Consider the following 25537-nt stretch of genomic DNA (forward strand, 5'->3'; position numbering starts at 1 on the left):
CAAACAGCCCTCACTGCCACCCATACCGCCGCGCGTACCACCCCTTGACCGTCTGCGTCAGCACCGCATACCCCACCAGCATCGCCACGAGCCACGGGAAGTAGGCCAGCGGCAGCGCCTGCAGCTTGAAGTAGTGCGCGAGCGGCCCCATCGGCAGCCAGATGCCCACGGCCGCGATCGCCGCTCCCATCGCCAGCAGCGGCCAGGCCGCGCGGCTTTGCAGGAACGGGATCTTGCGGGTGCGGATCAGGTGCACGATGAGCGTCTGCGACAGCAGCCCCTCGATGAACCAGCCCGACTGGAACAGCGTCTGGTGCTCCACCGTGTTGGCCGCGAACACGAACCACATCACCGTGTAGGTCAGGATGTCGAACACCGAGCTCAGCGGCCCGAAGAACACCATGAAGCGCCCGAGGTCCGCCGGGTTCCAGCGCTGCGGCGACTTCAGGAATTCCTCGTCCACGTTGTCGAACGGAATCGCGATCTGCGACACGTCGTACAGCAGGTTCTGCACCAGCAGGTGGAGCGGCAGCATCGGCAGGAAGGGCAGGAACGCGCTCGCCACCAGCACCGAGAACACATTGCCGAAGTTCGAGCTCGCGGTGAGCTTGATGTACTTGAGCATGTTGGCGAAGGTGCGGCGACCCTCGACCACGCCTTGCTCCAGCACCATCAGGCTCTTCTCCAGCAGGATGATGTCGGCCGATTCCTTGGCCACGTCCACCGCGCCGTCCACCGAGATGCCGATGTCCGCCGCGCGCAGCGCCGGCGCGTCGTTGATCCCGTCGCCCATGAAGCCCACCACGTGCCCGTTGGCATGCAGCGCGTGCACGATGCGCTCCTTGTGCGCGGGCGTGAGCTTGGCGAACACCTGGTGCTGTTCGACCAGCACGCGCAGTTCGTCGTCGCGCAGGTCCTCGATCTCGCGGCCGAGCACGATGTGGCCGGCCGCGATGCCCACGTCGCCGCAGACCTTGCGCGTGACCAGTTCGTTGTCGCCCGTCAGCACCTTCACCGCCACGCCGTGCTCGGCCAGCGCGCGCAATGCGGGGGCGGTCGATTCCTTCGGCGGATCGAGAAAGGCCACGTACCCCAGCAGCGTGAGCCCCGATTCGTCGGCCACGCTGTAGGCCGCCTTGCGTGCTTCTGTCGCCAGCGTGCGGCTTGCCACGGCCACCACGCGCAGGCCTTGGGCGTTCAGCTCCGAGGCCACGTTGTGGATGCGTGCGAGCAGCTCCGCATCGAGTGCCAGCACCTCGGCGCCGCGCTCGACCGACGTGCACACCGACAGAATCTCTTCCAGCGCGCCCTTGCAGATCAGCAGGTGCTCGCTGCCGCCGTTCTCCACCACCACCGACATGCGGCGGCGCGAGAAGTCGAAGGGCACTTCGTCGATCTTGCGATAGGCGGTCTGCAGCCGCGTCTCCGGTTGCATCTCGGCGTGGTTCAGCACCGCCTTGTCGAGCAGGTTCTTCAGGCCCGTCTGGTGAAAACTGTTCAGGTAGGCGAGCTGCAGCACATGGTTGGAGGCCTCGCCCCACGCGTTGGTGTGGCGCTCCAGCACGATGCGGTCCTGCGTGAGCGTGCCGGTCTTGTCGGTGCACAGCACGTCCATCGCGCCGAAGTTGTGAATCGCTTCGAGGCGCTTGACGATCACCTTCTGGCGCGACATCACGACCGCGCCCTTGGCGAGCGTGGCGGTCACGATCATCGGCAGCATCTCGGGCGTGAGGCCCACCGCGATCGACAGCGCGAACAGCGCCGCCTCCCACCAGTCGCCCTTGGCCACGCCGTTGATCACCAGCACCAGTGGCGCCATCACCAGCATGAAGCGGATCAGCACCCAGCTCACGCGGTTGATGCCGGCCTGGAAGGCACTGGTGCCGCGGTCGGTGGCCGTCACGCGCTGTGCGAGGGCGCCGAAGAAGGTGCGGTCGCCGGTGTGGACGATGACCGCGGTGGCGGTGCCGCTGATCACGTTGGTGCCCATGAAGAGCAGGTTTTCGCGTTCGAGCACACCGGCTTCGTGGTCGCCGCGGTCGATGGAGAATTTCTCGACCGGCATGGCCTCGCCCGTCAGCGCGGACTGGCTGATGAACAGGTCCTTGGCGGTCAGCAGGCGGCAGTCGGCCGGGATCATGTCGCCGGCCGAGAGCGCGATCACGTCGCCCGGCACGAGGTCGCGCATCGGCACCTCGACGCGCACCGTGCCCGCGTGCGTGGCATCGAAGCCCTCGTCGCCCGCGGCGCCGGCCTTGCGACCCGGCGCGGGCCGCAGCACCGTGGAGGTGTTGCTCACCATCGCCTTGAGCCGGTCGGCCGCCTTGTTGGAGCGCGACTCCTGCAGGAAGCGCAGCACCGTCGACAGCACCACCATGCTGCCGATCACGAGCGTGGCCTTCATGTCCTCGGTCACGTACGAGATCAGTGCCAGCACCGTGAGCAGCAGGTTGAAGGGATTGCGGTAGCACTGCCACAGATGCGTCCACCACGGCAGCGGCTGCTCGTGGCGCACCTCATTGCTGCCCAGGCGCTTGCGCAGCACCTGCGCATGGCCCTCGCTCAAGCCCTGCGGCGAGCTGTTGAGCTTGACGAGCATTTCGCCCGCGTCGGTGCGCGATGCCGTGGCCAGCGCTTTCGCGATGTCGGGCGGCATCGCGACCGAGCTCACGCCGACGGGCTTGGCGCCCAGCAGCGTCTGCCAGCGCTCGAAGTGATGCAGCATGTGGCGGCTGCGCAGGAAGCTCTCGAAGAGGGACTTCAGGACGTTTTTCTTCATGTTGTTTTCTCCTTGATGAGGGAAGCGATGGGATCAGCGCGCAAAGGTCCAGGTGAGGCCCAGCGTCCACCACGCGGGTGCGTCGGCGCGCAGGCCGCGTGCGCGGCTCAGGTCGATGCTCAGCGCCTGCATCGGCATCCAGCGCACGCCGGCGCGCCATGCGTTGCCGCCGCCTTCGCGAAAGCGCTCGGCGACGAACGAAACGGAGGGCAGGGCGCTCCATTCGATGGCCGCGCCCGAATGGCTGGTGCTGGGCTGCGCGCGACGGAAGTCGCGGCCCAGGTTGACGTGGGCGCGCCAGCTTTCGTCGATCTGCCAGGTCACAGGGACCACGACGCTGCTGCTCGCGAAGCGCAATGCGGTTTCATGCGCGGCGCTTTGCCAGCCGACCGTGGCGAGCACGCCGACGCTCAGGCGGTCATTGATGTCGAAGGCCCACTTGACCTGCGGGCCGACGCGCACGGTGCGGCCTTCGCCACTGTGCTCGCGCTCCAGGTTCAGGCCGAGTTCGACCGCACCGACGCGGCACGCAGGACCGATGTGGAGCAGGCCTTGCGCGCTGTCCGCGTGCCGGTCGGTCCAGGTCTCGATCTGGCATTGGTCCGCATCGAGGATCGCGGCGTCGTCCACCGAATGGTGTCCGCCGGCGGCATGCGTCTGCGTTGCCGCGAGGCCGCAGAGGTATGCCGCCCACAGGCGAGACAGAGGACGGTGAGGGTAGTGGCGGGGGGCGGTGAGGCGGGCGGCCGTGGCCGTTCGCCGCACGACACGCCGCAGGCGTTCGCGGGTCATGGTGAGGTTCTCCTTCGTTCGGGTGCGGCGCCCGCGAAGGAAGAACCTCCCGCTTCAATCAGCCGGCAGGCATCCTTCGCAGCACGGCGCGCTGCGTTGTGGTGGGCATCGATGGGTGGGGCGCGCTAGGGCGCCAGAGAGGGTCTGGGTCCATGGTGGCCTCCTTGCGATCTGTGGTGCGGTCCGGTGTGCCAGCGCGTCAGCGTTGCGCTGCGCGGGGCGGTTGCTCAAGCAGCAGGAAGAAGCTGCGGATGCGCCGCGTGGTCCAGAGCGCGGCGGCCCGGTCCAGCGTTTCGTTTTCCACGTCCTGCGCCGACACCGCGCGCGCAGGCACGTGTGCCGACGGGCGCGCAGGCTGCTGCACCGGCTGGAGTTGCTGCTGCTGACGAAGTTGAATCTGACGCATGACAAGGCTCCTTCGTGTGGAAGGACCTCGCGCACGGACACGCAAGCTGACTGAAAAAGTCAGTGACGGAGAACGACGGGATTTTCGGAAGGGGAGAACCGCTGGCCTGAATGGCGAACGGGTCACGCTGCGTGCACGGCGGCCACAGCGCGAAAGAGCCTGCGCTAGAGGGCCGGATGTGTCACGCCTGCCGAGGCACGCGTCTTCTTGTCACTGATCCAACTGGCACTGTCCACGCACGGGGCTCCGAAGTAAAGATGCAGGATTGTTGCACCGCGTCACAATGAGAGTCAACCTTTTAGCGCCTGTCCTGCAATGCCAGCAGGGTCGTTATCGCCTCGTTGTTGCGATTTCGCCTCGGCCCGCGCTGCAACCTTTCAACAGGCTTTCAATTCGATGACTAAAACCGCCGTCTTGTTCATCTGCACTGGCAATATCTGCCGCTCTCCGACCGCCCACGCGCTCCTGCTGCACAAAGCCCGCCTCGCCGGCATTCCGGTCGATGTCGACAGCGCCGCCATCTCCGACGAGGAGCGCGGCAACCCGCCCGATCCGCGTTCGATCGCCGAGGCGCGCCGGCGCGGCATCGAGATGCCCGCGCACCGTGCGCGCCAGGTTCGTGCGAGCGACTTCGAGCGCTTCGACCGGATCGTCGGCATGACCGCGCATCACTGTGCCGCGCTGCGCCGCCTTGCGCCCGCGGGCACGGCCCACAAGCTGCACCTGCTCACCGACTTTTCCAAGGACGACGAAGGCGATGTGCCCGACCCCTGGTATGGCGGCCAGCAGGCCTTCATGGAGGCCTTCGACCTGATCGATCGCGGCGTCGACGGCCTGCTCGCCAAGCTCCGGGCCGAGGCCGGGACCCGCTGACCGGCTATTCGCAGAGCGCGCGAATGCTCGGCGGAATCGGCACCGCACGGATGCCCCCGCCTTCGCGCTTCGCAGCAAATATCCGCACCTCTTCGCATTCGAGGATCAGGTCTTCGCCGCGGGTCACGCGGTAGGTCTGCACGAAGCTCTTGTCGCGCCACTCGGTGATGCGCACTGCAATCTCCAGCGTGTCGCCATAGCTTGCGGATTTCACGAAGCGCGTGTGCGTATCGACCAGCGGCGTGCCGATCACGCCGAGCGTCTTCGTGGTTTCTTCCCAGCGCGGCACGCCGCATCCGGCGAAGAAATGCCGCGAGGCCGCATCGATCCAGCGGAAGAAGTTGGGAAACCAGACGATGCCGGCCGGATCGCAGTCGCCGAATTCGACGCGTGCGGTGTAGATGATTTCTTTGCCTGTACTCATCAGCCCATTCTCGTTGGCAGCCACAGCGCGATGACCGGGAACGCGATCAGGATCACCAGGCGCACGATGTCCGTCGCGATGAACGGCAGCACGCCCTTGAAGATGGTGGTGAAGCTCACGTCCTTCACCACGCTCTTGATGACGAAGACGTTCATTCCCACCGGTGGATGGATGAGCCCCAGCTCCACCGTCATCACGATGATCACGCCGAACCAGATGGGGTCGAACCCCAGGTGCACGATCACCGGGAAGATGATGGGCACCGTGAGGATGATCATCGCCATCGCATCCATCAGGCAGCCGAGCACCAGGTACATCACCATGATGAGCGCGAGCACGCCGTAGCGGCCGATGCCCAGCCCCGTGAGGAATTCGGTGAGCTTCTGCGGGCTCTGCGTGATGGTGAGGAAGTAGCCGAACAAGAGCGCGCCGATCAGCACCGTGAACACGGCCGCCGCCGTGCGCGTGGCCGAGAGCAGCGCCTCGCGGATCTTCGGGCCGTCGAGCTTGCGCCGCAGCAGCCCGAGGATGAACGCGCCGCTCGCGCCCACGCCGCCCGCCTCGGTCGGCGTGAAGAAACCGCCGTAGAGCCCGCCGATCACGAACACGAACAGCACCAGCGGCGCCCACACGTTGCGCAGGTCCTTGAAGCGCTCGGACCACGGTTTCACTTCGCCGCCGGGGAGCCAGTCGGGCCTGAGCTTCACGATGATCGCGATCGTCAGCACGTACATCGCCATCGCCAGGATGCCCGGCACGATGCCCGCCATGAAGAGCTTGCCGATGTCCTGCTGCGTGAGGATGGCGTAGACCGCGAGCACCGTCGATGGCGGCAAGATCGCACCCAGCGTGCCGCCCGCGGCGATCACGCCGGTGGAGAACGACTGCGGGTAGTTGAAGCGCCGCATCTCCGGATACGCCACCGCCGAGAACGTGGCGGCCGTGGCCACCGACGAACCGCAGATCGCCGCGAACCCGCCGCAGGCCACCACGGTGGCCACGCCCAGGCCGCCGCGCAGGTGGCCGATCATCGAGTTGGCCGCCTTGAAGAGCTCGCGGCTCACGCCCGACACCGACACCAGCGCGCCCATCAGCATGAACATCGGGATCACGCCGAAGGTGTAGTCGGTCACGGTGCGCATGGAGGTCTGGCCGACGAGCTTGAGCGCGGGCCCGGGGCCTACGAGGTAGCTGTAGCCGGTGACGCCGACGAGACCCATCGCCATGCCGACCGGCACGCGCAACAGCATCAGCACGAAGAGGGCGACGAAGCCCAGGATGGCAACTGCATCGGGGCTCATTCGTCGGCCTTCTGTTCAGCGTGGATTTCTTCGAGCTGCTCGGGATGGAAGATCAGCCGGTAGGTGCGAATCGCGATCAGCAGCACGGCGCACACATCGCCCGCCCAGGCCACCGCATAGAAGGGCCAGGTGGGAATGTTCATGTCGTAGGTGAGCACGTTGTCGACATAGGTGCCGCGCACCTTGTCGAACAGCATCGCGGTCTGCACCGCCACCACGAACAGCAGCACCAGCGTGGCGAACACGTCGATCACCCGCTTCATGCGCGGGCCTGCCGCGGTCCACACCAGGTCCACCGTGATGTGGCCGCCCCGGTAGCTGGTGGCCGCAATGCCCCAGAAGATCAGGATGCCCAGCAGCATGCGGCCGAAGTCGTAGGCGTCGGGGATCGAGGTGTCGAAGAACTTGCGCAGCACCACGGCCACGAAGATGTTGAGCGCGACGATCCCTACAAAAATGGCAGCGAGCCATTCGATCGTATTGATCGCGCGGTCCATGTAGCTGGCGGACCGGGCAGCCATCGCTCAGAGCGCCGACTTGTATTTGGCGAGGCTGCCTTTCAGCGCATCCATCACCGCCTTCGGGTCTTCGCCCACCTTCTTCACACCCTCGGCCCATTGCGCTTCCGACGGCGCGGCCGCCTTGCGCCATGCATCGAGCTGCTCCGGCGTGAGCTTGTAGACCTCGTGCCCCGACTGCGCCGCGATCTTCGCGCGCCCGCCGAATTCGAAGTCGGCCCACGGCCCTGCCACCTTCTGCGCCCATTCGCTGGTGCAGTGGTCGTCGATCACCTTCTTCTGCGCGGCGGACATCGCGTCGTACTTGCCCTTGTTCATCACCCAGACGAAGGGCGTGACGTAGAGCGGCGCATCCATGTGGTACTTCACCACCTTGTCGATGCCGAAGAGGCCGATCGATCCCCACGGAAACGTGATGGCATCGGCCACGCCGCGCTCCAGCATGTCGCGCGACTCGGGCGCCGAGGCCTGCACGTTGGTGCCGCCCAGGGAGGTGATGAGCTGGCCCACGGTGCTGGTGGCCGGGCGCACCTTCATGCCCTTGATGTCGGTAGGCAGCGTGATCTTCTTGCGCGAATGGAAGGTGCCGGGGTCGTGCACGAACGCGAAGCAGTACTTCACGTCCTTCATTTCCTTGGCCGCGTAGTTGCGGTACCAGGCGTCGATGGCGGCCGAGCCTTCCTTGCCGTTGGCGAAGAGGAAGGGGAGCGAGGCACCGGCCATCACCGGGAAGCGGCCCGGCTGGTAGCCCGGGTTCACGTACGAGAAGTCGGCGATGCCGTCGCGCGCCATGTCGTAGTGGTCGAAGGCCTTGCCCAGTTGCTCCGACGGAAACAGGATCGCGGTGAGGGTGCCGTTCGATGCCTTCTTGATGTCGTCGGCCCAGGCCTGCAGGGCCGGGTTGAGCGGATGCTGCGCGGGCACCCAGCTCGAGAGCTTGAGCTGCACCGGCTTGTCCTGCGCGAGGGCCGGTGCAGCCAGCGCCGCGCAGAAGCCCGCGACAGCGAGTGCGAGCACGGGCGCCCGGGAGCGGAAGCGGATGGCGGAAGGGGTCTGCATGTCTTGTCTCTCTTTCTGTGTTGTGAATCTTCTGAAGCGCCGATATCGGCAACGAGGGAGCAGCCTGGGGATACGGAGGCGGTGTCGGTCAGTCGGCGGCGATCTTCCTTTCGCGGATCAGTGCGCCGAAGCGCTGCGAGTCGGCGGCGGCGCGCCGCTGGAAGTCGGCCGGCGAGCCGGGAACCGCCTCTCCGCCGAGCGACGCGATGCGCTCCTTCACCGCCGGCAGCGCGAGCGCGCGGTTGATCTGCGCATTGAGCTGCGCCACCACCTCCGGCGGCGTGCCGGCAGGTGCATAGAAGCCGAACACCGTGTCGGCATCGAAGCCGCGCAGGCCCGCCTCGTCGAGCGTGGGCACGTCCGGGAAAAGCGGCGAGCGCTTCGGGCTGCCGACCGCGAGCAGTCGCAGCTTGCCCGCACGCACCTGCTGCAGCGCGATGCCGGGGTCGAAGCTGTAGTCGACCTGGCCCGCGAGCAGGTCCTGCAGCGCGGGCGCCGCGCCGCGGTACGGCACGTGCAGCGCGAAGAGGCCAGCCTGGCTCTTGAACATCTCGCCCGCCAGGTGCGGCGAGCTGCCGTTGCCGGGCGAGCCGTACGACAGCTTGCCGGGGTTGGCCCTGGCGTAGGCGATGAACTCCTGCACGTTCGCGGGCGGCAGCGAAGGCTTGGTCACCAGAAACACCAGCACCCGCGCGGCGGCGGCCACCGGCACGAGGTCCTTGGCCGGGTCGAAGCTCATGCGCGCGTAGAGGTGCGGGTTGACCGACACCATGCCGCCTGAACTCATCAGGAGCGTGTAGCCGTCGGCCGGTGCGCGCGCCACCGCCTCGCCACCGACGTTGCCGTTGGCGCCCGCGCGGTTCTCGATCACCACCGGCTGCTTCAGCGCCTCCTGCAGCGGCTGCGAGATGGCGCGCGCGATCTGGTCGGCTGCGCCGCCGGGCGGGAAGTTGACGATGACCTTGATCGGCTTGGCGGGCCAAGCGCTGGAGCCCGTGTTGGCCTGCGCTTGTGCGCAAACCAGAAGTGCCGCGGCGGCTGCGGCGAGCGCGAGCCGGCGTTTGGAAGGGAGTGGCGTCGATGTCATGGCGGTTGTCTCTGATGTCGTTATGGATTCGTGAGGCGGGAGGTTCAAGCGGCCTTGGAGGGCGGCCGTTTCATCCAGCGGATCGGCTGCGCCACCACAGGCCGCGGCGCGGCGCCGTGGCGTACCAGCGCCGCGTCGAGCGCCTTGCCGCCTTCGTCGGCCAACGCTGCTTCGCGCGCTGCGGCAATCGCTTCCGCGCGGGCCGGCGCAGGCAGGGCCGGGTTCGCCGCGAGGGCGTCGATCACATGGAGCAGGTTGTGCTTGCCGCGTTCGTTGGTGCTGCCGTAGCCCTTGATGAGCCGGCCGCACAGCGCGAGTTCGTGGCCCAGTGCCCAGCTTTCGCGCGTGCCGGCTTCCACGGCCGCAAGCCAGCGTTCGATCAGCGCTTGCTCCTCGGCGAAACGGCTGCCACGGCGGCGCAGCCACTTGAGCGATGAAAGGAGGCGCAGCGACGCCATGCCCAGCACCGAGTGGCTGCCCACCTTCAGCGGCAGTGCCCAGGGCTCGCGGCCGCGCGCCTGCCGGCCGCGGTCCCACGCGGTCACGCGGCGCGACAGCGCCGGCGGCAGCAGCGCTGCGAACTCGGCAGCGCCGGGTTTGAAGTGGTCGTAGAGCTTCACGATGTCTTCATCGGTGGCGCGCACTTCCTGCCTGACGCGCTGGGCGCGGCTCGCGCGGCCCTTGAGCGCGGCCACGCGCACGATGTCGTCGAAGGCCATCCACAGTGCGAGCCAGCGTGCCGCCTCGCGGGTGATGGCAAAGCCGTGGGCGCCGGCCGGATCGGCGGCGCGCTCGGCATCCAGCAGCTTGCCCAATCGATCGGCGTACTGCGCCGCGTAGGCAGCGTCCTGGTAGTCGAGCACGCGCGCATGGCCGAGCGCGAGCATGTCGTGCACGGCGGGCGGGAAGCGGCGCGCCAGTTCGTCGGGCAGGGCGCGTGCGGGTGGCGGCGCATCGGCGGTGTCGCCCGCCATCACGCTGTTCACGAAGGCGGCCTGCGTGCGCGGTGCGCTCACCGCATCGAAGGCAGCCGCAAAACCGCGCAGGCTGGCGGCGGCCATCTTGCCGAGCTTTTCGGGTGCGCTCGTGTCGCCTCCGCGCACCACATGCTCATACGCCTCGCGCGGGAACGGGAAGAGGCCGCTGCCCGCGATGGCGCCGAGCATCACCGCGCTGACCACCGTGCCGGTGTCGCGCGCGATGGCGTTCATGTCGAACACGTGGTGTTCGCGGCTGAAGGCTTTCACCACGTCGACCAGCCGCTGCGCATCGGCGCGTCCGTCACCGGGCTCCATGCGCTCGGCGGTGGTGAAGATGCGCCCCGACGAACTGATGACCAGCGTGCGCAGCGGCGCGCTCATGCCGTTGCCGATCTGCCGCGCGGTCTCCAGCAGCTCCGACGAAACGATGGCATCGAGCGCGCCCGGCACCGGGCTCAGGCTGAACACCGGGCGCCTGCCGGCGAGCTGCGTGAGCGGCACGGGGAATACCTCGATGTAGTAGGTGGTGGCGCCGGTGCGCTGCGCGACGCCGGGAATCGATGTGCTCTGCGCGGCGTAGCCGGCGTGGCGGGCAATGTCCACCAGCCATTCGGTGAGCACGCCGCCGCCTTCGCCGCCGAGGGCGCAGACGAGGAGGGTGATGGGACGGTTCTGTTCCATGGCGAGGCTCATGCGGGTTGCAGTGCGCGAACGACCGCGCCGCGCAGCGAATGCACGATGCGCTCGTGCCACTTCGGGTTCTGCACTACCTCGGCGCGGTAGAAGCTCGGGCACAGCGTGGCCGCATGCGCGTTCGCGCCGCAGAGGCCGCAGCCCACGCAGCCGTCGATCACGGTCGCCACGGGGTCGACCTTCAGCGGATCGGGGTTGTCCTTGAGCGTGAGCGTGGGGCAGCCCGAGAGGCGGATGCAGGCATGGTCGCCGTTGCACACGTCTTCGTCGACGCCGTACTTCACGCGCACCACGCGCTCGCCTTTCTTCAGCAGCCCGGCGATCCACGGCTTGATGCGGCGTTGGCGCTCGAGCTGGCACTCGCCCTCGGCGATCACCACCTTCAGGCCGTTGAAGTCGCTGGTGAGCGCCTCGGTCAGCGTCTTGCGCATGCGCTCCACGTCGTAGGTGGTCACGGTGCGCATCCACTTCACGCCCAGGCCCGTGAGCGTGGCCTCGATGGTCTGGTTCTTGTCGACCAGGCTTTGCTGCTTGTCGACGGCGCGTTCCTTCACTTCGTCGTCGGGCGTGGAGATGATGTCCTGCGTGCCGGTGGCCGAGGTGTAGCCGTTCTTGAAGATCAGGAGCACCGCGTCGTCGTCGTTGAAGAGCGCGCTCTGCACCCCGGTGAGCAGGCCGTTGTGCCAGAAGCCGCCGTCGCCCATGATCGACAGCGTGCGGCGGTTCATCATCGGCGCCACGCCCGCGCGGCTCGCGAGGCTCATGCCGTAGCCGAGGATCGAGTGTCCCATCGAGAACGGCTCGAAGGTGCCGAAGGCATGGCAGCCGATGTCGGCCGCGATGTGCACCGGCCCCGTCTCCTGTTGCGCGAGCTTGAGCGCGGAGAATACCGGGCGCTCGGGGCAGCCGATGCAGAAGCTCGGCGGGCGGTTGGGCAGCGGCGCCGTGAGTTGGCGCGCAACCGCTTCGCGGCGCTCGCGGTTGCCCGCGAGCCAGGCCTGTGCGGACGACAACGCTGCGTCGGCCCCGATGTACTTCGCAGCGAAGGCGCCGATGCCGCCCGACAGCACCTCGACGCCGTACTCGCCGGCTGCGGGCAGCATGTCCTTGCCGTGCAGCGGCGTCTGGATGTCGCGGCGGCGCAGCAAGGTCGCGATGTCCTGCTCGATGTACTCGGGCTGGCCTTCTTCCACCACCAGCACCGCGCGCTTGCCGATGCAGAAGTCGGCCACCTGCTCGGGCACCAGCGGGTAGGTCACGTTGAGCACGAGGATCGGGATGTCGGTCTCGCCGAACGCATCGGCCAGGCCCTGCTGCTGCAGGCTGCGGATCAGCGCGTTGTAGAGCCCGCCCTGCACCACGATGCCCAGGTCCGCATGGCGCTTGCCGGGCATGAGCTCGTTGAGCCCGTGCTCGACGATGTAGCGGCGCGCCGCCGGAATGCGCGCATCGCCCTTGAGCTTCTCGTGGCGGAAGGTGACGGGCGGGTGCGCGAGTCGCATGTAGTCGAAGCCCGCGGGCTCTGTCATCAGCGCGCGCGTCGAGACGGCGGGCGCGATGTTGTCCTTGCACTCGAAGCTGCCGCGCACGTGGCAGGTGCGGATGCGCAACTCCATGAGGCAGGGCATGTTCGAGGTCTCGGAGAGGCGAAAGCCTTCTTCGACCATGCGCACCATCACGCCGAGATCGGGCCGCGGATCGAGCAGGCACATGCTCGACTTGAGCGCGTAGGCATGCGTGCGCTCCTGGATCACGCTGGCACCTTCGCCGTAGTCCTCGCCCACCACGATCAGCACGCCGCCGGTCACGCCCGGCGAGGAGAGGTTAGACAGCGCATCGGCCGCCACGTTGGTGCCGACGATGGACTTCCAGGTGACCGCGCCGCGCAGCGGGTAGTGGATGGAGGCTCCGAGCATCGCCGCGGCCGAGGCCTCGTTCGAGCAGGCCTCGACATGCACGCCGAGTTCGTCCATGTAGGTCTTGCCCTGGACCATGACGTCGAGCAGGTGCGAGACGGGCGCGCCCTGGTAGCCGCCCACGTAGGCCACGCCCGACTGCAGGAGGCCCTTGGTGATGGCGAGGATGCCCTCGCCATGGAAGGTTTCGCCTCTGCCGAGACGCAGCATTTCCACTTCCTTGCTGAATGAGACTTCCAAGAGAGTCGGCTCCGATGTTGATGGTTTGGGGATGTGACGGGTACGCGGCGCGCTGCGCTCGCCTCGCGCATTCGCTGATGTCGTACGACGGTGTTACTTCGGTGGTGGAGGCTTCGCGGGCGCGGCGGGGAAGCGCGCCACGTAGTAGGCGAGCGTGTCCAGGTCCTCCGGTGCGATGCGGCTCACCGCTTCGCCCATCGCCTGCGTGTAGCCCGGGCGCTTGCCCGTGCGAAAGCCGTGCAGCGTGAGCTGCAGATAGTCTTCATGTTGCTGGCCGATGCGCGGCACCTGCTGGCCGCCGCTCAGGTCGGCGCCGTGGCAGATCACGCAGCGATGCTCCTGCGCGAGCGCCTGGCCGCGTGTCATGCGCGCGGCATCCGGCGGCGTGGCGGCCGGCGGTGCGGGCACCGCGGGCAGCGTGGCGATGTAATCCGAGAAGCCGCGCAGGTCGGCGTCGGTCATGGTCTTGGCGACTGCGGTCATCGCCGGGTTGTCGCGCCGGCCTTCTCGAAAGAGAAAGAGCTGCGTGATCGCATAGAACGAATGCTGGCCCGCGAGCACCGGCGTGCCCGCCATGTCGCTGCGCCCGTTCGCGCCGTGGCATGAGGCGCACAGCGACGCGTAGCGGTGCGCATAGCCGGGCTGGGCCGATGGCGCTGGTTGCGCTGCCCTTGTCGTGCCCTGCTGCGCAACCGCCGACGACAGCGCCACCGCCATGAAGCCCGCCGCTATCGCTTTTGCAATGACGCTTGCTCTCTTCATCGGCCGCCGTAGCTGATGCGATAGATCGCACCGGCGTGGTCGTCGCTCACCAGCATCGAGCCATCTTTCAGCACGAGGAAGTCCACTGGCCGGCCGAGGTAGGTGTTGTTCTCGACGAAGCCCGTCATGAAAGGCTCGACCTTCGCGCCGCCCTTGCCGTCTGGCCACGCGACCGCGATGTCGGCGTACTTGGTGGTGCGGTTCCATGGGCCGTGGCGCGCGATGAACATGGCGCCGCGGTACTTGGCCGGGAAACTCTTGCCGTTGTAGAAGGTGAGGCCCAGCGCGGCGGCGTGCGGGCCGAGCAGGGCTGCGGGCTTCTGGTAGTCCTCGCAGCGCTTGCCCCAGCCGAATTCCGAATCGAGGATGTTGCCCTGGTGGCAGTACGGGTAGCCGAAGTGCTGGTCGGGCTTGGTCACCACGTTGAGCTCGTCGTTCGGCAGGTCTTCGCTGAGCCAGTCGCGGCCGTTGTCGGTGAACCAGAGGTTGCCGGTCTTCGGGTCGAAGTCGAAGCCCACCGTGTTGCGCACGCCGCGCGCCACGGTCTCGATGCCGCTGCCGTCGGGGTTCATGCGGAAGATGCGCGCATGCGCATCGTCGGGCTCGCAGAGGTTGCAGGGCGCGCCGACGGCGTAGTAGAGCTTGTCCTTGTGCATGCGCAGGTACCGCCAGCTATGGTCCTGGCCGCCGGGCAGCTTGTCGTTGAGCACCACGGGCGTGCCGGGGTTGTCCAGCTTGTCCTCGATGCCGTCGTAACGCACGATCTGCTTGTGCGTGGCCAGGAAGAGCGCGCCCTTGTAGAACTCGATGCCGGTGGCGAACTCGGTCTTGTCGATGATGGTCCTGGGCTTGCGGTCGCCCTTCTCGGGAATGGCGTAGACCTTGTTGCCCACGAAGAGCGTGCTCACGAAGACCGTGCCCTTGGCGCCCTGGCGCAATTCGCGCGCATCGAGCACGCCCGAGGCCCAGGTCTCGACCTTGAAGCCTGGCGGGAGCTTGAACTTGGCGGTGGGCAGTTGGTCGGGCGCGGTGGGAATCGGGAAGGAAGGCACCGGTGCCAGGCGCGTGGCGGCTTCGTTCTTGGGGCGGCCCTTGGCCCACCCCGGTTCCTCGGCCGGGGGCTGCTGGGCCCATGCGGCGGTGACTGTGAAGAGCAGGGCGGCGAGTACCGCGTGCGAACGGCGTAGGGCCATGTCGTGTCTCCTTCTTGTCGTGGGGTGTTCAAACGGGTCGACTTGGGGGCGACTGAAAACCGCTCGCCAGTGTGCGTGCCATGGGGTCTGCGCTCAATAAAATAATCAAGCTAAGCAATATGAATGGCATGCATATCGACTCGGTCGATCTCAACCTGCTGCGTCTGTTCGATGCGGTCTATCGCGAGCGCAGCGTGAGTCGCGCGGCAGAGTCGCTGGGTCTCACGCAACCCGCGGCGAGCCACGGCCTGGGCCGACTGCGGTTGCTCTTGAAAGACGCGCTCTTCACGCGCACCCCCGGGGGCGTGGCGCCGACACCGCGCGCCGATCGGCTTGCGGTGGCGGTGCAGGCGGCGCTCAGCACGATCGAGGCGGCGCTGCTCGAGCCCGATCGCTTCGAGCCGCAGGTCTCGCGCAAGAGCTTTCGTATTCACATGAGCGACATCGGCGAAGGGCGCTTCCTGCCCGCGCTGATGGCACGGCTGGGCGAGCTGGCGCCCGGCGTGCGGCTGGAGACCTTGCCGCTGCAGCCCGCGGAGGTCGCGCCCGCGCTCGACAGCGGCCGCATCGATTTCGCCTTCGGTTTTCTGTCGAGCGTGCGCGACACGCAGCGCACGCATCTCCTGAAAGACCGCTACATCGTGCTGCTGCGCAAGGGCCATCCTTTCGTGAGGCGCCGGCGCAAGGGGCAGGCGCTGCTCAAGGCACTGCAGGAGCTCGACTACGTGGCGGTGCGCACGCACGCCGACACGCTGCGCATCCTGCAACTGCTCAACCTCGAAGACCGCCTGCGCCTCACGACCGAGCACTTCATGGTGCTGCCGGCCATCGTGCGCGCCACCGATCTCGCGGTGGTGATGCCGCGCAACATCGCGCGCGGATTTGCGGAGGAGGGCGGCTACGCGATCGTCGAGCCGCCGTTTCCGCTGCGCGACTTCAGCGTGTCGCTGCACTGGAGCAAACGCTTCGAGGGCGACCCGGCCAATCGCTGGTTGCGGCAGGTGATCACTGCGCTCTTCTCCGAGCGCGTCTGAGGCGACGCGTTCGACAACCAAAGTACGCGCCACGCTGCGCGCACGCGCCAGCCTTTACGAATAACACGGCGAGCGATGCCCCTACAACTTCCTCGCCAAGTTGCTGCATCGCAACATGCTTTTGGGGTGCATGGCCCCCGAAATACGATGAAAGCCTTCGATTCCGAAAGCCGCGATTCACATCGCATCGCAAGGATGAAATCTTTCGCGCTCAAAGACGTTCGTGAAATGTTTTCAACCCAAAAACCGTCATTGAAAGTGTTGCAACCACTTGTACAGTGGATTGGCAATGTGAACGGATTGTTACCGCGGAGCACCGGCATTTCTCCTTGAGCGGCCGATGCATGACGCGTCCATTTCACGCGCACATGCATCGTTGCCAATTTCACTCAAGACCTGGAGAAGTGCATGAGTACCGTCGATCAGCTGGGCCGCACCGCCCCCCTTACTTCGGGGCAGATGGCGATGTGGCTCGGCGCAAAGTTCGCCTCGCCCGACACCAATTTCAATCTCGCCGAAGCCATCGACATCGCTGGCGAGATCGATCCCGAAATCTTTCTCGCGGCCATGCGGCAGGTGGCCGATGAAGTCGAGGCCACGCGCCTTGGCTTCGTCGACACCCCGCAAGGGCCGCGGCAGGTGGTCGCGCCTGTTTTCACTGGCGAGATGCCTTACCTCGACCTCAGTGGCGACAGCGATCCGCAGGCCGAGGCCGAGCGCTGGATGCGCGCCGACTACACCCGGAACATCGACCTCGCGCACGGGCAGCTGTGGCTGTCCGCGCTGATCCGCCTCGCGCCCGATCGCCACATCTGGTACCACCGCAGCCACCACATCGCGCTCGACGGCTTCAGCGGCGGGCTCATTGCGCGCCGCTTCGCCGACATCTACACCGCGATGGCCAACGGCAACGCAGCGGTGCCCGAAGACTCGCGCCTCGCACCGATCTCGCAGCTGGCCGACGAGGAGCATGCCTACCGCGAGTCCGGCCGCTTTCCGCGTGACCGCCAGTACTGGACCGAGCGCTTCGCCGACGCCCCCGACCCACTGAGCCTCGCCTCGCGCCGTTCGGTCAACATCGGCGGCCTCCTGCGCCAGACGGTGCACCTGCCCGCGGCCAGCGTGCAGGCCCTGCAGGTCATTGCGCAAGAGCTCGGCACCACGCTGCCGCAGATCCTCATCGCCACCACCGCGGCCTACCTGTACCGCGCGACCGGCATCGAGGACATGGCGATCGGCATCCCCGTCACCGCGCGCCACAACGACCGCATGCGCCGCGTGCCCGCGATGGTGGCCAACGCGTTGCCGCTGCGCCTTGCGATGCGCGCGGACCTGCCGATTCCGGAATTGATCCGCGAAGTCGGCCGGCAGATGCGGCAGATCCTGCGGCACCAGTCGTACCGCTACGAGCACCTGCGCAGCGACCTCAACATGCTGGTGAACAACCGGCAGCTCTTCACCACCGTGGTCAACGTCGAGCCCTTCGACTACGACTTCCGCTTTGCGGGCCATGCAGCCAAGCCGCGCAACCTCTCGAACGGCACGGCGGAAGACCTCGGCATCTTCCTGTACGAACGCGGCAACGGACAGGACCTGCAGATCGACTTCGACGCCAACCCCGCGGTGCACACCGCACAGGAGCTGGCCGACCACCAGCGCCGCTTGCTTGCCTTCATCGATGCCGTGATCCGGCTGCCGTTGCAGGCCGTCGGCCAGATCGACCTGCTCGGCGCCGACGAACGCAAGCAGTTGCTGGTCGAGTGGAACGACACGGCCCGCGCGGTGCCCGATACGCACCTCACCGCGCTCATCGAAACGCAGCTCGCCGCCAACCCGCAAGCCATCGCGTTGCGCTTCGACGGCGAGGCGATGAGCAATGACGAACTGAACCGCCGCGCCAATCGCCTTGCGCACCTGCTGCGCGCACGCGGTGCGGGCCCGGAGCGCACCGTGGCGCTCGCGATTCCGCGTTCGATGGACCTGATGATTGCCTTGTGCGCCACGCTGAAGACCGGCGCGGCGTACCTGCCGGTCGACCCGGATTTCCCGCAGGACCGCATCGCCTTCATGCTCGGCGATGCGCAACCGGTGTGCCTCGTCACCACCGAAGCCCTCGCGGAGTCGTTGCCGGCAGTCGCTCCGAAGTTGCTGCTCGATGCAGCGCAAACGATTGCCGAACTGGTGACTTGCGACGACGCCGATCCCGGCATCGCGATCGATCCTTCGCATCCGGCCTATGTGATCTACACCTCAGGCTCGACCGGCATGCCCAAGGGCGCGGTCGTGTCGCACCGCGCCATCGTCAACCGCCTGCGCTGGATGCAGGACCGCTACGGCCTTCGGGCCGACGACCGCGTGCTGCAGAAGACGCCCTCGAGCTTCGACGTGTCGGTGTGGGAGTTCTTCTGGCCGCTGATCGACGGCGCCACGCTGGTGCTCGCGAAGCCGGGCGGCCACAAGGATGCGGCGTACCTCGCCGGGCTGATCGCGGAAGAGGGCATCACCACCATTCACTTCGTGCCCTCGATGCTCGAGGTCTTCCTGCTCGAACCCACGGCCGCCGCATGCAGCACGCTGCGCCGCGTGATCTGCAGCGGCGAGGCGCTGTCGCCCGCGCTGCAGTCGCAGTTCCAGCAGCGCCTGTCGTGCGAGCTGCACAACCTCTACGGTCCGACCGAGGCCGCGGTCGACGTCACCTCGTGGGAGTGCGAGCGCACGGACGACGCGGAAGCCGCGAGCGTTCCCATCGGCCGCCCGATCTGGAACACGCAGATGCACGTGCTCGACAGCGGCCTGCAGCCCGTGCCGGCCGGCGTGACCGGTGAGCTGTACATCGCGGGCGTCGGCCTCGCACGCGGCTATCTCAAGCGCCCGCTGCTGAGCGCCGAGCGCTTCATCGCCAATCCCTACGGCACGCCCGGCAGCCGCATGTACCGCACGGGCGACCTCGCGCGCTGGCGCAAGGACGGCAGCCTCGACTTCCTCGGCCGTGCCGACCAGCAGGTGAAGATCCGCGGATTGCGCATCGAGCCGGGCGAGATCGAATCGGCGCTGCTGCAGCATCCGCAGGTCGCGCAAGCGGCGGTGATTGCGCGCGAAGACACGCCCGGTGAAAAGCGCCTTGTGGCCTACGTCGTCGCCGCCGATGCAACCGATCCGCAAGCGGCCGAACTCCGAACGCACCTCGCGCAATCGCTGCCCGAGTACATGGTCCCCTCGGCCTTCGTCAGCCTCCCGTCGCTGCCGCTCGGACCGAGCGGCAAGCTCGACCGCAAGGCACTGCCACCGCCCGAAGTGCAGGCCGCCACGCCGTACGCCGCGCCGCGCACGCCGACCGAAAAGATCCTGGCCGGCCTCTGGGCCGAGACGCTGCACCTGCCGCGCGTCGGCGTGAACGACAACTTCTTCGAACTCGGCGGGCACTCGCTGATGATCGTGCAGCTGATGTCGATGATCCGGCAGCAGTTCATGATCGATCTGCCGGTCGACACGCTGTTCCAGGTCTCCACCATCGCGGGCCTAGCCGAACTGCTCGACCAGGAATCGGTCGCACGCCCGAGCCTCGTGCCGATGCCGCGCCCGGCGCGCATTCCGTTGTCGTTTGCGCAGCGCCGCCTGTGGCTGATGAACCAGCTCGAAGGTGCGAACCCGGCCTACAACATGCCGCTGGCATTGCGCCTTTCAGGTGTGCTCGACCGCGCCGCGCTGCATGCGGCGCTCGACGACCTTGTGCAGCGCCATGAAAGCCTGCGCACCGTTTATCCGAACGAAGACGGGCTGCCGTACCAGCACATCCTGGACGGCGCGGATGCGCGCCCGGCGGTGATCGAGGCCGACAGCAGCGAAGAAGAAATCGCGGCACAGCTTCACGCCGCGGCGGGCCACGCCTTCGACCTGGGCAGCGCGGCGCCGTTGCGCGTCTATCTGTTCAAGCTCGTGGCCGACGAGCACGTGCTGCTGCTGCTCACCCACCACATCGCCGGCGACGGCGCTTCGTTGCTGCCGCTGGCGCGCGACCTCAGCGTCGCCTACGCCGCGCGCTGCGAGGGCAAGGCGCCGGGCTGGGAGCCGCTGCCGCTGCAGTACGCCGACTACGCGCTGTGGCAGCAGGAGCTGCTGGGCAGCGAAGACGATGCCGACAGCATGGCCGGCCGCCAACGCGAGTTCTGGCGTTCCTCGTTGAGCGACCTGCCCGAGCAGCTGGCGCTGCCTGTCGATCACGCGCGGCCGCTCGCGCCCACCTACCGCGGCGACGTGGTTCCGCTGCAGATTCCGGCGCACGTGCACGAGCGCATCCTGCAACTGGCGCGCGACGGACAGGCCAGCGTCTTCATGGTGCTGCAGGCCGCGCTTGCGGGCCTCCTGAGCCGGCTCGGCGCGGGCGACGACATCGTCATCGGCAGCCCGGTGGCCGGGCGCAGCGACCATGCGCTGGACGAGCTCATCGGCTGCTTCGTCAACACGCTGGTGCTGCGCACCGACACCTCGGGCCAGCCGAGCCTGCGCGAGCTGGTCTCGCGCGTGCGCGCCACCAACCTCGCGGCCTATGCGAACCAGGAGTTCCCGTACGACCGCCTCGTGGAGCTGCTGCGCCCGGGCCGCTCGCGCGCCAACCTGCCGCTGTTCCAGGTCATGCTGGGCTTCCAGGGCACGAGCCGCCTGTCGTTCAGCCTGCCGGGCCTGTCGATCACGCCGCAGCCGGTGGCCATCGACACCGCGAAGTTCGACCTGTCGTTCATCCTCGGCGAGCAGCGCGGCGCCGATGGCTTGCCCGGTGGCATTTCCGGCGGCATCCAGTACAGCACCGATCTGTTCGAGCGCAGCACCATCGAGGCCATGAGCGAGCGGCTGGTGCGCTTGCTGGAGGAAGCCTGCGATGCGCCCGACGACGCGGTGAGCGGCCTCGCCATCCTGAGCGCCGAGGAAACCGGCCGCCTGCTGTCCGACTGGAGCGGCCGCACGCGCGATCTCGCGCCGCTCTCGTTCGCCGCCATGGTGGCGTCGCACGCCGCAGAGCGCCCGCATGCGGACGCGGTGGTGCTCGACGACGCGACCGTCAGCTACGCCGAACTCGATGCACGGGCCAACCGGCTCTCGCACCTGCTGCGCACGCAGGGCATCGGGGCCGGCGCGATCGTCGCGACCGTCTTGCCGCGCTCGCTCGACCTCATCGTGGCGCACCTGGCCATCGTGAAGGCCGGCGCGGCCTACCTGCCCATCGACCCGAACCACATGGCCGCGCGCAGCGCCTTCGTGTTCGAGGAGGCGGCGCCCGCAGCGGTGCTGACGCACGATGCGCTGCTGCCCGAACTGGCCGGTGTTCCCCGCTGCATCGCGCTGGACAGCGACAGCATGGTCGCCGCGCTGGCGATCCAGTCGGATGCGCCGCTGGCGCACGCGGCCAATCCACAGGATGCCGCCTACCTCATCTACACCTCGGGTTCCACCGGTGTGCCCAAGGGCGTGGTGGTGCCGCATGCGGGCCTGAGCAGCCTCGGCACGGCAATGGCGGAGCGGCTCGTCATCGGCCACGACTCGCGCGTGCTGCAGTTCTCCTCCAGCGGTTTCGACGCTTCCGTGATGGACCAGCTGATGGCCTTTTGCGCCGGTGCCGCGCTGGTGGTCCCGGGGCCGGAGCAACTGCTCGGCACGGAACTGGCCGACCTGCTCGAAAAGCAGGCCGTGAGCCATGCGCTGATTCCGCCCGCCGCACTCGCCACCTTGCCGCATGGCGAGTTCCCGCACCTGCAGACGCTGGTGGTCGGCGGCGATGCCTGCCCCGCTGCGCTGGCGGCGAAGTGGTCGCAGGGCCGCCGCATGATCAACGCCTACGGCCCGACCGAGATCACCATCTGCGCGAGCATGAGCGCGCCGATGACGGCCGGGGAACTGCCCTCCATCGGCCAGCCGATCTGGAACACGCGGATGTACGTGCTCGACAGCGCCCTGCAGCCGGTGCCGCAAGGCGTCGCGGGCGAGCTCTACATCGCCGGCAGCGGCCTCGCGCGCGGCTACCTCAACCGGCCCGCGCTGAGCGCCGAGCGCTTCATCGCCGACCCGCATGGCGCACCCGGCAGCCGCATGTACCGCAGCGGCGACCTCGCGCGCTGGCGCGCCGACGGCACGCTCGATTTCCTCGGCCGCGCCGACCAGCAGGTGAAGATCCGCGGCTTCCGCATCGAGCCGGGCGAGATCGAGTCCGTGCTGCTCAAGCACCCGCTCGTCACGCAGGCCGCGGTCATCGCCCGCGAAGACGTGCCCGGCGAGAAGCGGCTGGTCGCCTACTTCGTCGCTGGTTCCGAGCCGCAGCCGACCGAGTTGCGCGCCCACATGGCGCAGGGCTTGCCCGACTACATGGTGCCGTCGGCCTTCGTGCGCCTGCCGTCGCTGCCGCTCACGCAAAGCGGCAAGCTCGACAAGAAGGCGCTGCCGGTGCCCGACCAGCAGCCCGTTGCGCTGTATGTGGAGCCCCGCACCCCGACCGAGAAGCTGCTCGCGGGCCTGTGGGCCGAGACGCTGCACCTTGAGCGCGTCGGCATTCACGACAACTTCTTCGAGATCGGCGGGCATTCACTCATGGCCATCCAGCTGGGCATGCGCATCCGCCAGCAGGTGCGCGCGGACTTCCCGCATGCCGAGGTCTACAACCGGCCGACGATTGCCGGCCTGGCCGCGTGGCTCGACAACGCGGGCGGCGCGGCCGAGGCGCTGGACCTGTCGCGCGAGCTCGATCTGCCCGCGCACATCCGCCCGCAGGCCACCGCGCCGAAGCTCGCACCGCGCCGCGTGTTCCTCACCGGTGCGAGCGGCTTCGTCGGCAGCCACCTGCTGGCAGCACTGCTGCGCGACACCGCGGCCTGCGTGGTCTGCCATGTGCGTGCGCCCGACGAACAGGCCGGCGAAGAGCGCCTGAAGCGCACGCTGGCTCAGCGCCAGCTCGGCGCGATCTGGGACGACGCGCGCATCAAGGTCGTTACCGGCGACCTCGGCAAGCCGCGCCTGGGCCTGGACGACGCGGCCGTGCAACTGGTGCGCGATGGCTGCGACGCCATCTACCACTGCGCCGCGCAGGTCGACTTCCTGCATCCCTACGCGAGCCTCAAACCCGCGAACGTCGACAGCGTGGTCACGCTGCTCGAATGGACGTCGCAGGGCCGCGCGAAGAGCATGCACTACGTCTCCACGCTGGCGGTGATCGACCAGAACAACAAGGAAGACACCATCACCGAGCAATCGGCGCTGGCCTCGTGGAGCGGGCTGGTCGACGGCTACAGCCAGAGCAAGTGGGTCGGCGATGCGCTGGCCCGAGAGGCGCAGGCGCGCGGCATGCCGGTCGCCATCTACCGGCTCGGCGCTGTCACCGGCGACCACACGCACGCGATCTGCAATGCCGACGACCTGATCTGGCGCGTGGCGCACCTCTATGCCGACCTGGAAGCGATTCCCGACATGGACCTGCCGCTGAACCTCACGCCGGTGGACGACGTGGCGCGCGCCATCCTCGGCCTGGCGGCGCAGGAGTCCTCGTGGGGCCAGGTGTTCCACCTGATGAGCCAGGCGGCGCTGCGGGTGCGCGACATTCCGCACGTCTTCGAGCGCATGGGCATGCGGCTGGAGCCGGTCGGCCTGGAGCCCTGGCTGCAGCGCGCGCATGCACGGCTGGAGGTTGCGCAAGACCGCGACCTGGCCGCCGTGCTCGCCATCCTCGACCGCTACGACACCACGGCCACGCCGCCGCAGGTGAGCGGTGCGGCCACGCATGCGCAGCTCGAAGCCATCGGCGCGCCGATCCGCCCGGTGGACCGCGACCTGCTGCAGCGCTACTTCGTCGACCTGGGCATCGACACCAAGGCGCGCCGCGCTTTGGAAACCACCACCTCTTGAAGCAAAGGAGCCACGCCATGGCACGCTATCTCATCGCCGCAACCGCCTTGCCGGGACACGTCCTGCCGATGCTGGCCATCGCGCAGCACCTGGTGGACCAGGGGCACGAGGTGCGGGTGCACACCGCGAGCCAGTTCAAGGCGCAGGCCGAGGCGACCGGCGCGGGCTTCACGCCCTTCGAGCGCGCCATCGACTTCGACTACCGCGACCTGGACAAGCGCTTTCCTGAACGCCAGCGCATCGCCTCGGCGCATGCGCAGATGTGCTTTGGCCTGAAGCACTTCTTCGCCGATGCGATGGCCGCGCAGCATGCGGGCCTGCAGTCGATCCTCGACGACTTCGAGGCTGACGCCATCCTCGTCGACACGATGTTCTGCGGCACCTTCCCGCTGCTGCTGGGAAAGGAGCGCGAAGACCGCCCGGCCATCGTCGGCATCGGCATCTCGGCGCTGCCGCTGTCCAGTTGCGACACCGCCTTCTTCGGCACTGCGCTGCCGCCGTCGTCCACGCCGGAAGGGCGGGTGCGCAACAAGGCGATGAACACCAACCTCAAGCAGGCGATGTTCGGCGAGGTGCAGCGCTACTTCGACACGCTGCTCGCACGCTCGGGCCTGCCCGCGCTGCCGGACTTCTTCGTCGATGCGATGGTGAAGCTGCCCGACCTCTACCTGCAGCTCACCGCACCTTCGTTCGAATACCCGCGCAGCGACCTGCCCGCATCGGTGCATTTCGTCGGTCCGCTGCTCTCGCCCGCGAGCCGCGACTTCACGCCGCCCGAGTGGTGGCACGAACTGGACGACGGCCGTTCGGTCGTGCTGGTGACGCAGGGCACGCTGGCCAACCAGAACCCGTCGCAACTGATCGGCCCGACGCTGCAGGCGCTGGCCGGCGACAAGAACATCCTCGTCATCGCCACCACCGGCGGCCCGGTGCCGCCGGGCCTGGCGGTGAACCTGCCGGCCAACGCGCGCGTGGTGCCCTTCCTGCCCTACGACCGGCTGCTGCCCAAGCTGCATGCGATGGTCACCAACGGCGGCTACGGTTCGGTCAACCATGCGCTGAGCCTCGGCGTGCCGCTGGTGGTCGCAGGGACCTCCGAAGAAAAGCCCGAGATCGCCGCGCGCGTGGCCTGGTCGGGCGCGGGCATCAACCTCGCCACCGGCCAGCCGACCGCGCGCCAGGTCGGCGATGCGGTGCGCAAGGTGCTGGGCAACTCCACCTACCGCCAACGCGCGGCGGTGCTGCGCGAAGACTTCGCATGCCATCGCGCGCTGACCGGCATCGCCGGTGCCCTCGAGGCACTTCTGCAAACCTCCGCATCCGCGGAAATGGCTTGACCCCCCCACACGATCCGTACAACCAAGGAAATTGCCGATGAGCAACCCGTTCGACGACAAGAACGCCAGCTTCCAGGTGCTGGTGAACGACGAGGGCCAGCACTCGCTGTGGCCCGCCTTCATCGCCGTGCCCGCCGGCTGGCAGGTGGCGCTGGCGCCGACCGACCGCGACGCCTGCAGCGCCTACATCGAGGCGAATTGGCAGGACATGCGGCCGCGCTCGCTGGTGGCGGCCACGGCTGCCGACGCCAGCTGAAAC

General features: G+C 67.9%; 17 protein-coding genes. 5 read left to right on the top strand and 12 right to left on the bottom strand.

Annotated features, from left to right (window positions below):
* Positions 1-10: 10 nt before the first annotated feature.
* The 3 genes from mgtA to J2W23_RS11145 form a co-directional block, all read right to left on the bottom strand.
* Positions 11-2779 carry a magnesium-translocating P-type ATPase gene (gene mgtA / locus J2W23_RS11135; RefSeq protein WP_307648753.1) on the bottom strand — a complete coding sequence of 923 codons (2769 nt, stop codon included), beginning with the start codon at positions 2777-2779 and terminating at the stop codon, positions 11-13.
* Positions 2780-2812: 33 nt separating this feature from the next.
* Entirely contained in the window at positions 2813-3571 is a 759-nt protein-coding gene (locus J2W23_RS11140) for a hypothetical protein (RefSeq protein WP_307648754.1), read from the bottom strand.
* Positions 3572-3770: 199 nt separating this feature from the next.
* Complete coding sequence (locus tag J2W23_RS11145; RefSeq protein ID WP_176659674.1) at positions 3771-3977, bottom strand: hypothetical protein; 207 nt, start codon at positions 3975-3977, stop codon at positions 3771-3773.
* A gap of 396 nt (positions 3978-4373) precedes the next feature.
* Between J2W23_RS11145 and J2W23_RS11150 the strand changes: the two genes are divergently transcribed.
* Positions 4374-4850, top strand: a complete 477-nt coding sequence (locus J2W23_RS11150) for a low molecular weight protein-tyrosine-phosphatase (protein WP_307648755.1) — start codon at positions 4374-4376, stop codon at positions 4848-4850.
* Between the two features lie 4 nt (positions 4851-4854).
* Here J2W23_RS11150 and J2W23_RS11155 read toward each other — a convergent pair whose 3' ends face one another.
* The 9 genes from J2W23_RS11155 to J2W23_RS11195 all read right to left on the bottom strand — a co-directional run bounded on the left by J2W23_RS11155 (position 4855) and on the right by J2W23_RS11195 (position 15023).
* The gene (locus J2W23_RS11155; protein ID WP_176659676.1) at positions 4855-5274 is read right to left on the bottom strand and encodes an acyl-CoA thioesterase; all 420 of its coding nucleotides are present in this window, start codon (positions 5272-5274) and stop codon (positions 4855-4857) included.
* On the bottom strand, positions 5274-6575 hold the full coding sequence (locus tag J2W23_RS11160) for a TRAP transporter large permease (RefSeq protein WP_307648756.1): 1302 nt from the start codon (positions 6573-6575) through the stop codon (positions 5274-5276). Before J2W23_RS11160 ends, J2W23_RS11155 begins: the two co-directional genes overlap by 1 nt.
* Positions 6572-7096, bottom strand: a complete 525-nt coding sequence (locus J2W23_RS11165) for a TRAP transporter small permease (protein WP_307648757.1) — start codon at positions 7094-7096, stop codon at positions 6572-6574. The genes J2W23_RS11160 and J2W23_RS11165 overlap by 4 nt, the downstream gene beginning before the upstream one ends.
* Before the next feature lie 3 nt (positions 7097-7099).
* Entirely contained in the window at positions 7100-8152 is a 1053-nt protein-coding gene (locus tag J2W23_RS11170; RefSeq protein WP_307648758.1) for a TRAP transporter substrate-binding protein, read from the bottom strand.
* An 88-nt stretch (positions 8153-8240) separates the two neighbouring features.
* A complete protein-coding gene (locus tag J2W23_RS11175) occupies positions 8241-9239 on the bottom strand; it encodes a Bug family tripartite tricarboxylate transporter substrate binding protein (protein WP_307648759.1) in 999 nt (332 codons plus the stop codon).
* Between the two features lie 44 nt (positions 9240-9283).
* Positions 9284-10900 carry an indolepyruvate oxidoreductase subunit beta family protein gene (locus tag J2W23_RS11180; protein ID WP_307648760.1) on the bottom strand — a complete coding sequence of 539 codons (1617 nt, stop codon included), beginning with the start codon at positions 10898-10900 and terminating at the stop codon, positions 9284-9286.
* An 8-nt stretch (positions 10901-10908) separates the two neighbouring features.
* A complete protein-coding gene (locus J2W23_RS11185) occupies positions 10909-13068 on the bottom strand; it encodes an indolepyruvate ferredoxin oxidoreductase subunit alpha (protein WP_307648761.1) in 2160 nt (719 codons plus the stop codon).
* A 93-nt stretch (positions 13069-13161) separates the two neighbouring features.
* The gene (locus J2W23_RS11190) at positions 13162-13830 is read right to left on the bottom strand and encodes a c-type cytochrome (RefSeq protein WP_307648762.1); all 669 of its coding nucleotides are present in this window, start codon (positions 13828-13830) and stop codon (positions 13162-13164) included.
* Positions 13827-15023 (bottom strand): PQQ-dependent sugar dehydrogenase, encoded by a 1197-nt coding sequence (locus J2W23_RS11195; RefSeq protein WP_176659682.1) that lies wholly within the window; start codon positions 15021-15023, stop codon positions 13827-13829. Before J2W23_RS11195 ends, J2W23_RS11190 begins: the two co-directional genes overlap by 4 nt.
* A gap of 119 nt (positions 15024-15142) precedes the next feature.
* Here J2W23_RS11195 and J2W23_RS11200 point away from each other — a divergent pair, with 119 nt between their 5' ends.
* The 4 genes from J2W23_RS11200 (at position 15143) to J2W23_RS11215 (ending at position 25534) form a co-directional block, all read left to right on the top strand.
* Positions 15143-16057 (top strand): LysR family transcriptional regulator, encoded by a 915-nt coding sequence (locus J2W23_RS11200; RefSeq protein WP_307648763.1) that lies wholly within the window; start codon positions 15143-15145, stop codon positions 16055-16057.
* Positions 16058-16465: 408 nt separating this feature from the next.
* Positions 16466-23941, top strand: a complete 7476-nt coding sequence (locus J2W23_RS11205) for a non-ribosomal peptide synthetase (RefSeq protein ID WP_307648764.1) — start codon at positions 16466-16468, stop codon at positions 23939-23941.
* A gap of 17 nt (positions 23942-23958) precedes the next feature.
* On the top strand, positions 23959-25278 hold the full coding sequence (locus J2W23_RS11210) for a glycosyltransferase (RefSeq protein ID WP_307648765.1): 1320 nt from the start codon (positions 23959-23961) through the stop codon (positions 25276-25278).
* Between the two features lie 37 nt (positions 25279-25315).
* A complete protein-coding gene (locus J2W23_RS11215; protein WP_307648766.1) occupies positions 25316-25534 on the top strand; it encodes an MbtH family protein in 219 nt (72 codons plus the stop codon).
* The last annotated feature ends 3 nt before the right edge of the window (positions 25535-25537 follow it).

Origin of the sequence: Variovorax boronicumulans (assembly GCF_030812215.1) — a bacterium.
GTDB classification, from domain to species: Bacteria; Pseudomonadota; Gammaproteobacteria; order Burkholderiales; family Burkholderiaceae_C; genus Variovorax; species Variovorax boronicumulans_C.

Coding starts and splice junctions, on each gene's coding strand:
- mgtA (WP_307648753.1), bottom strand. CDS start 2,779: ATGAAGAAAAACGTCCTGAAGTCCCTCTTCGAGAGCTTCCTGCGCAGC.
- J2W23_RS11140 (WP_307648754.1), bottom strand. CDS start 3,571: ATGACCCGCGAACGCCTGCGGCGTGTCGTGCGGCGAACGGCCACGGCC.
- J2W23_RS11145 (WP_176659674.1), bottom strand. CDS start 3,977: ATGCGTCAGATTCAACTTCGTCAGCAGCAGCAACTCCAGCCGGTGCAG.
- J2W23_RS11150 (WP_307648755.1), top strand. CDS start 4,374: ATGACTAAAACCGCCGTCTTGTTCATCTGCACTGGCAATATCTGCCGC.
- J2W23_RS11155 (WP_176659676.1), bottom strand. CDS start 5,274: ATGAGTACAGGCAAAGAAATCATCTACACCGCACGCGTCGAATTCGGC.
- J2W23_RS11160 (WP_307648756.1), bottom strand. CDS start 6,575: ATGAGCCCCGATGCAGTTGCCATCCTGGGCTTCGTCGCCCTCTTCGTG.
- J2W23_RS11165 (WP_307648757.1), bottom strand. CDS start 7,096: ATGGCTGCCCGGTCCGCCAGCTACATGGACCGCGCGATCAATACGATC.
- J2W23_RS11170 (WP_307648758.1), bottom strand. CDS start 8,152: ATGCAGACCCCTTCCGCCATCCGCTTCCGCTCCCGGGCGCCCGTGCTC.
- J2W23_RS11175 (WP_307648759.1), bottom strand. CDS start 9,239: ATGACATCGACGCCACTCCCTTCCAAACGCCGGCTCGCGCTCGCCGCA.
- J2W23_RS11180 (WP_307648760.1), bottom strand. CDS start 10,900: ATGGAACAGAACCGTCCCATCACCCTCCTCGTCTGCGCCCTCGGCGGC.
- J2W23_RS11190 (WP_307648762.1), bottom strand. CDS start 13,830: ATGAAGAGAGCAAGCGTCATTGCAAAAGCGATAGCGGCGGGCTTCATG.
- J2W23_RS11195 (WP_176659682.1), bottom strand. CDS start 15,023: ATGGCCCTACGCCGTTCGCACGCGGTACTCGCCGCCCTGCTCTTCACA.
- J2W23_RS11200 (WP_307648763.1), top strand. CDS start 15,143: ATGAATGGCATGCATATCGACTCGGTCGATCTCAACCTGCTGCGTCTG.
- J2W23_RS11205 (WP_307648764.1), top strand. CDS start 16,466: ATGAGTACCGTCGATCAGCTGGGCCGCACCGCCCCCCTTACTTCGGGG.
- J2W23_RS11210 (WP_307648765.1), top strand. CDS start 23,959: ATGGCACGCTATCTCATCGCCGCAACCGCCTTGCCGGGACACGTCCTG.
- J2W23_RS11215 (WP_307648766.1), top strand. CDS start 25,316: ATGAGCAACCCGTTCGACGACAAGAACGCCAGCTTCCAGGTGCTGGTG.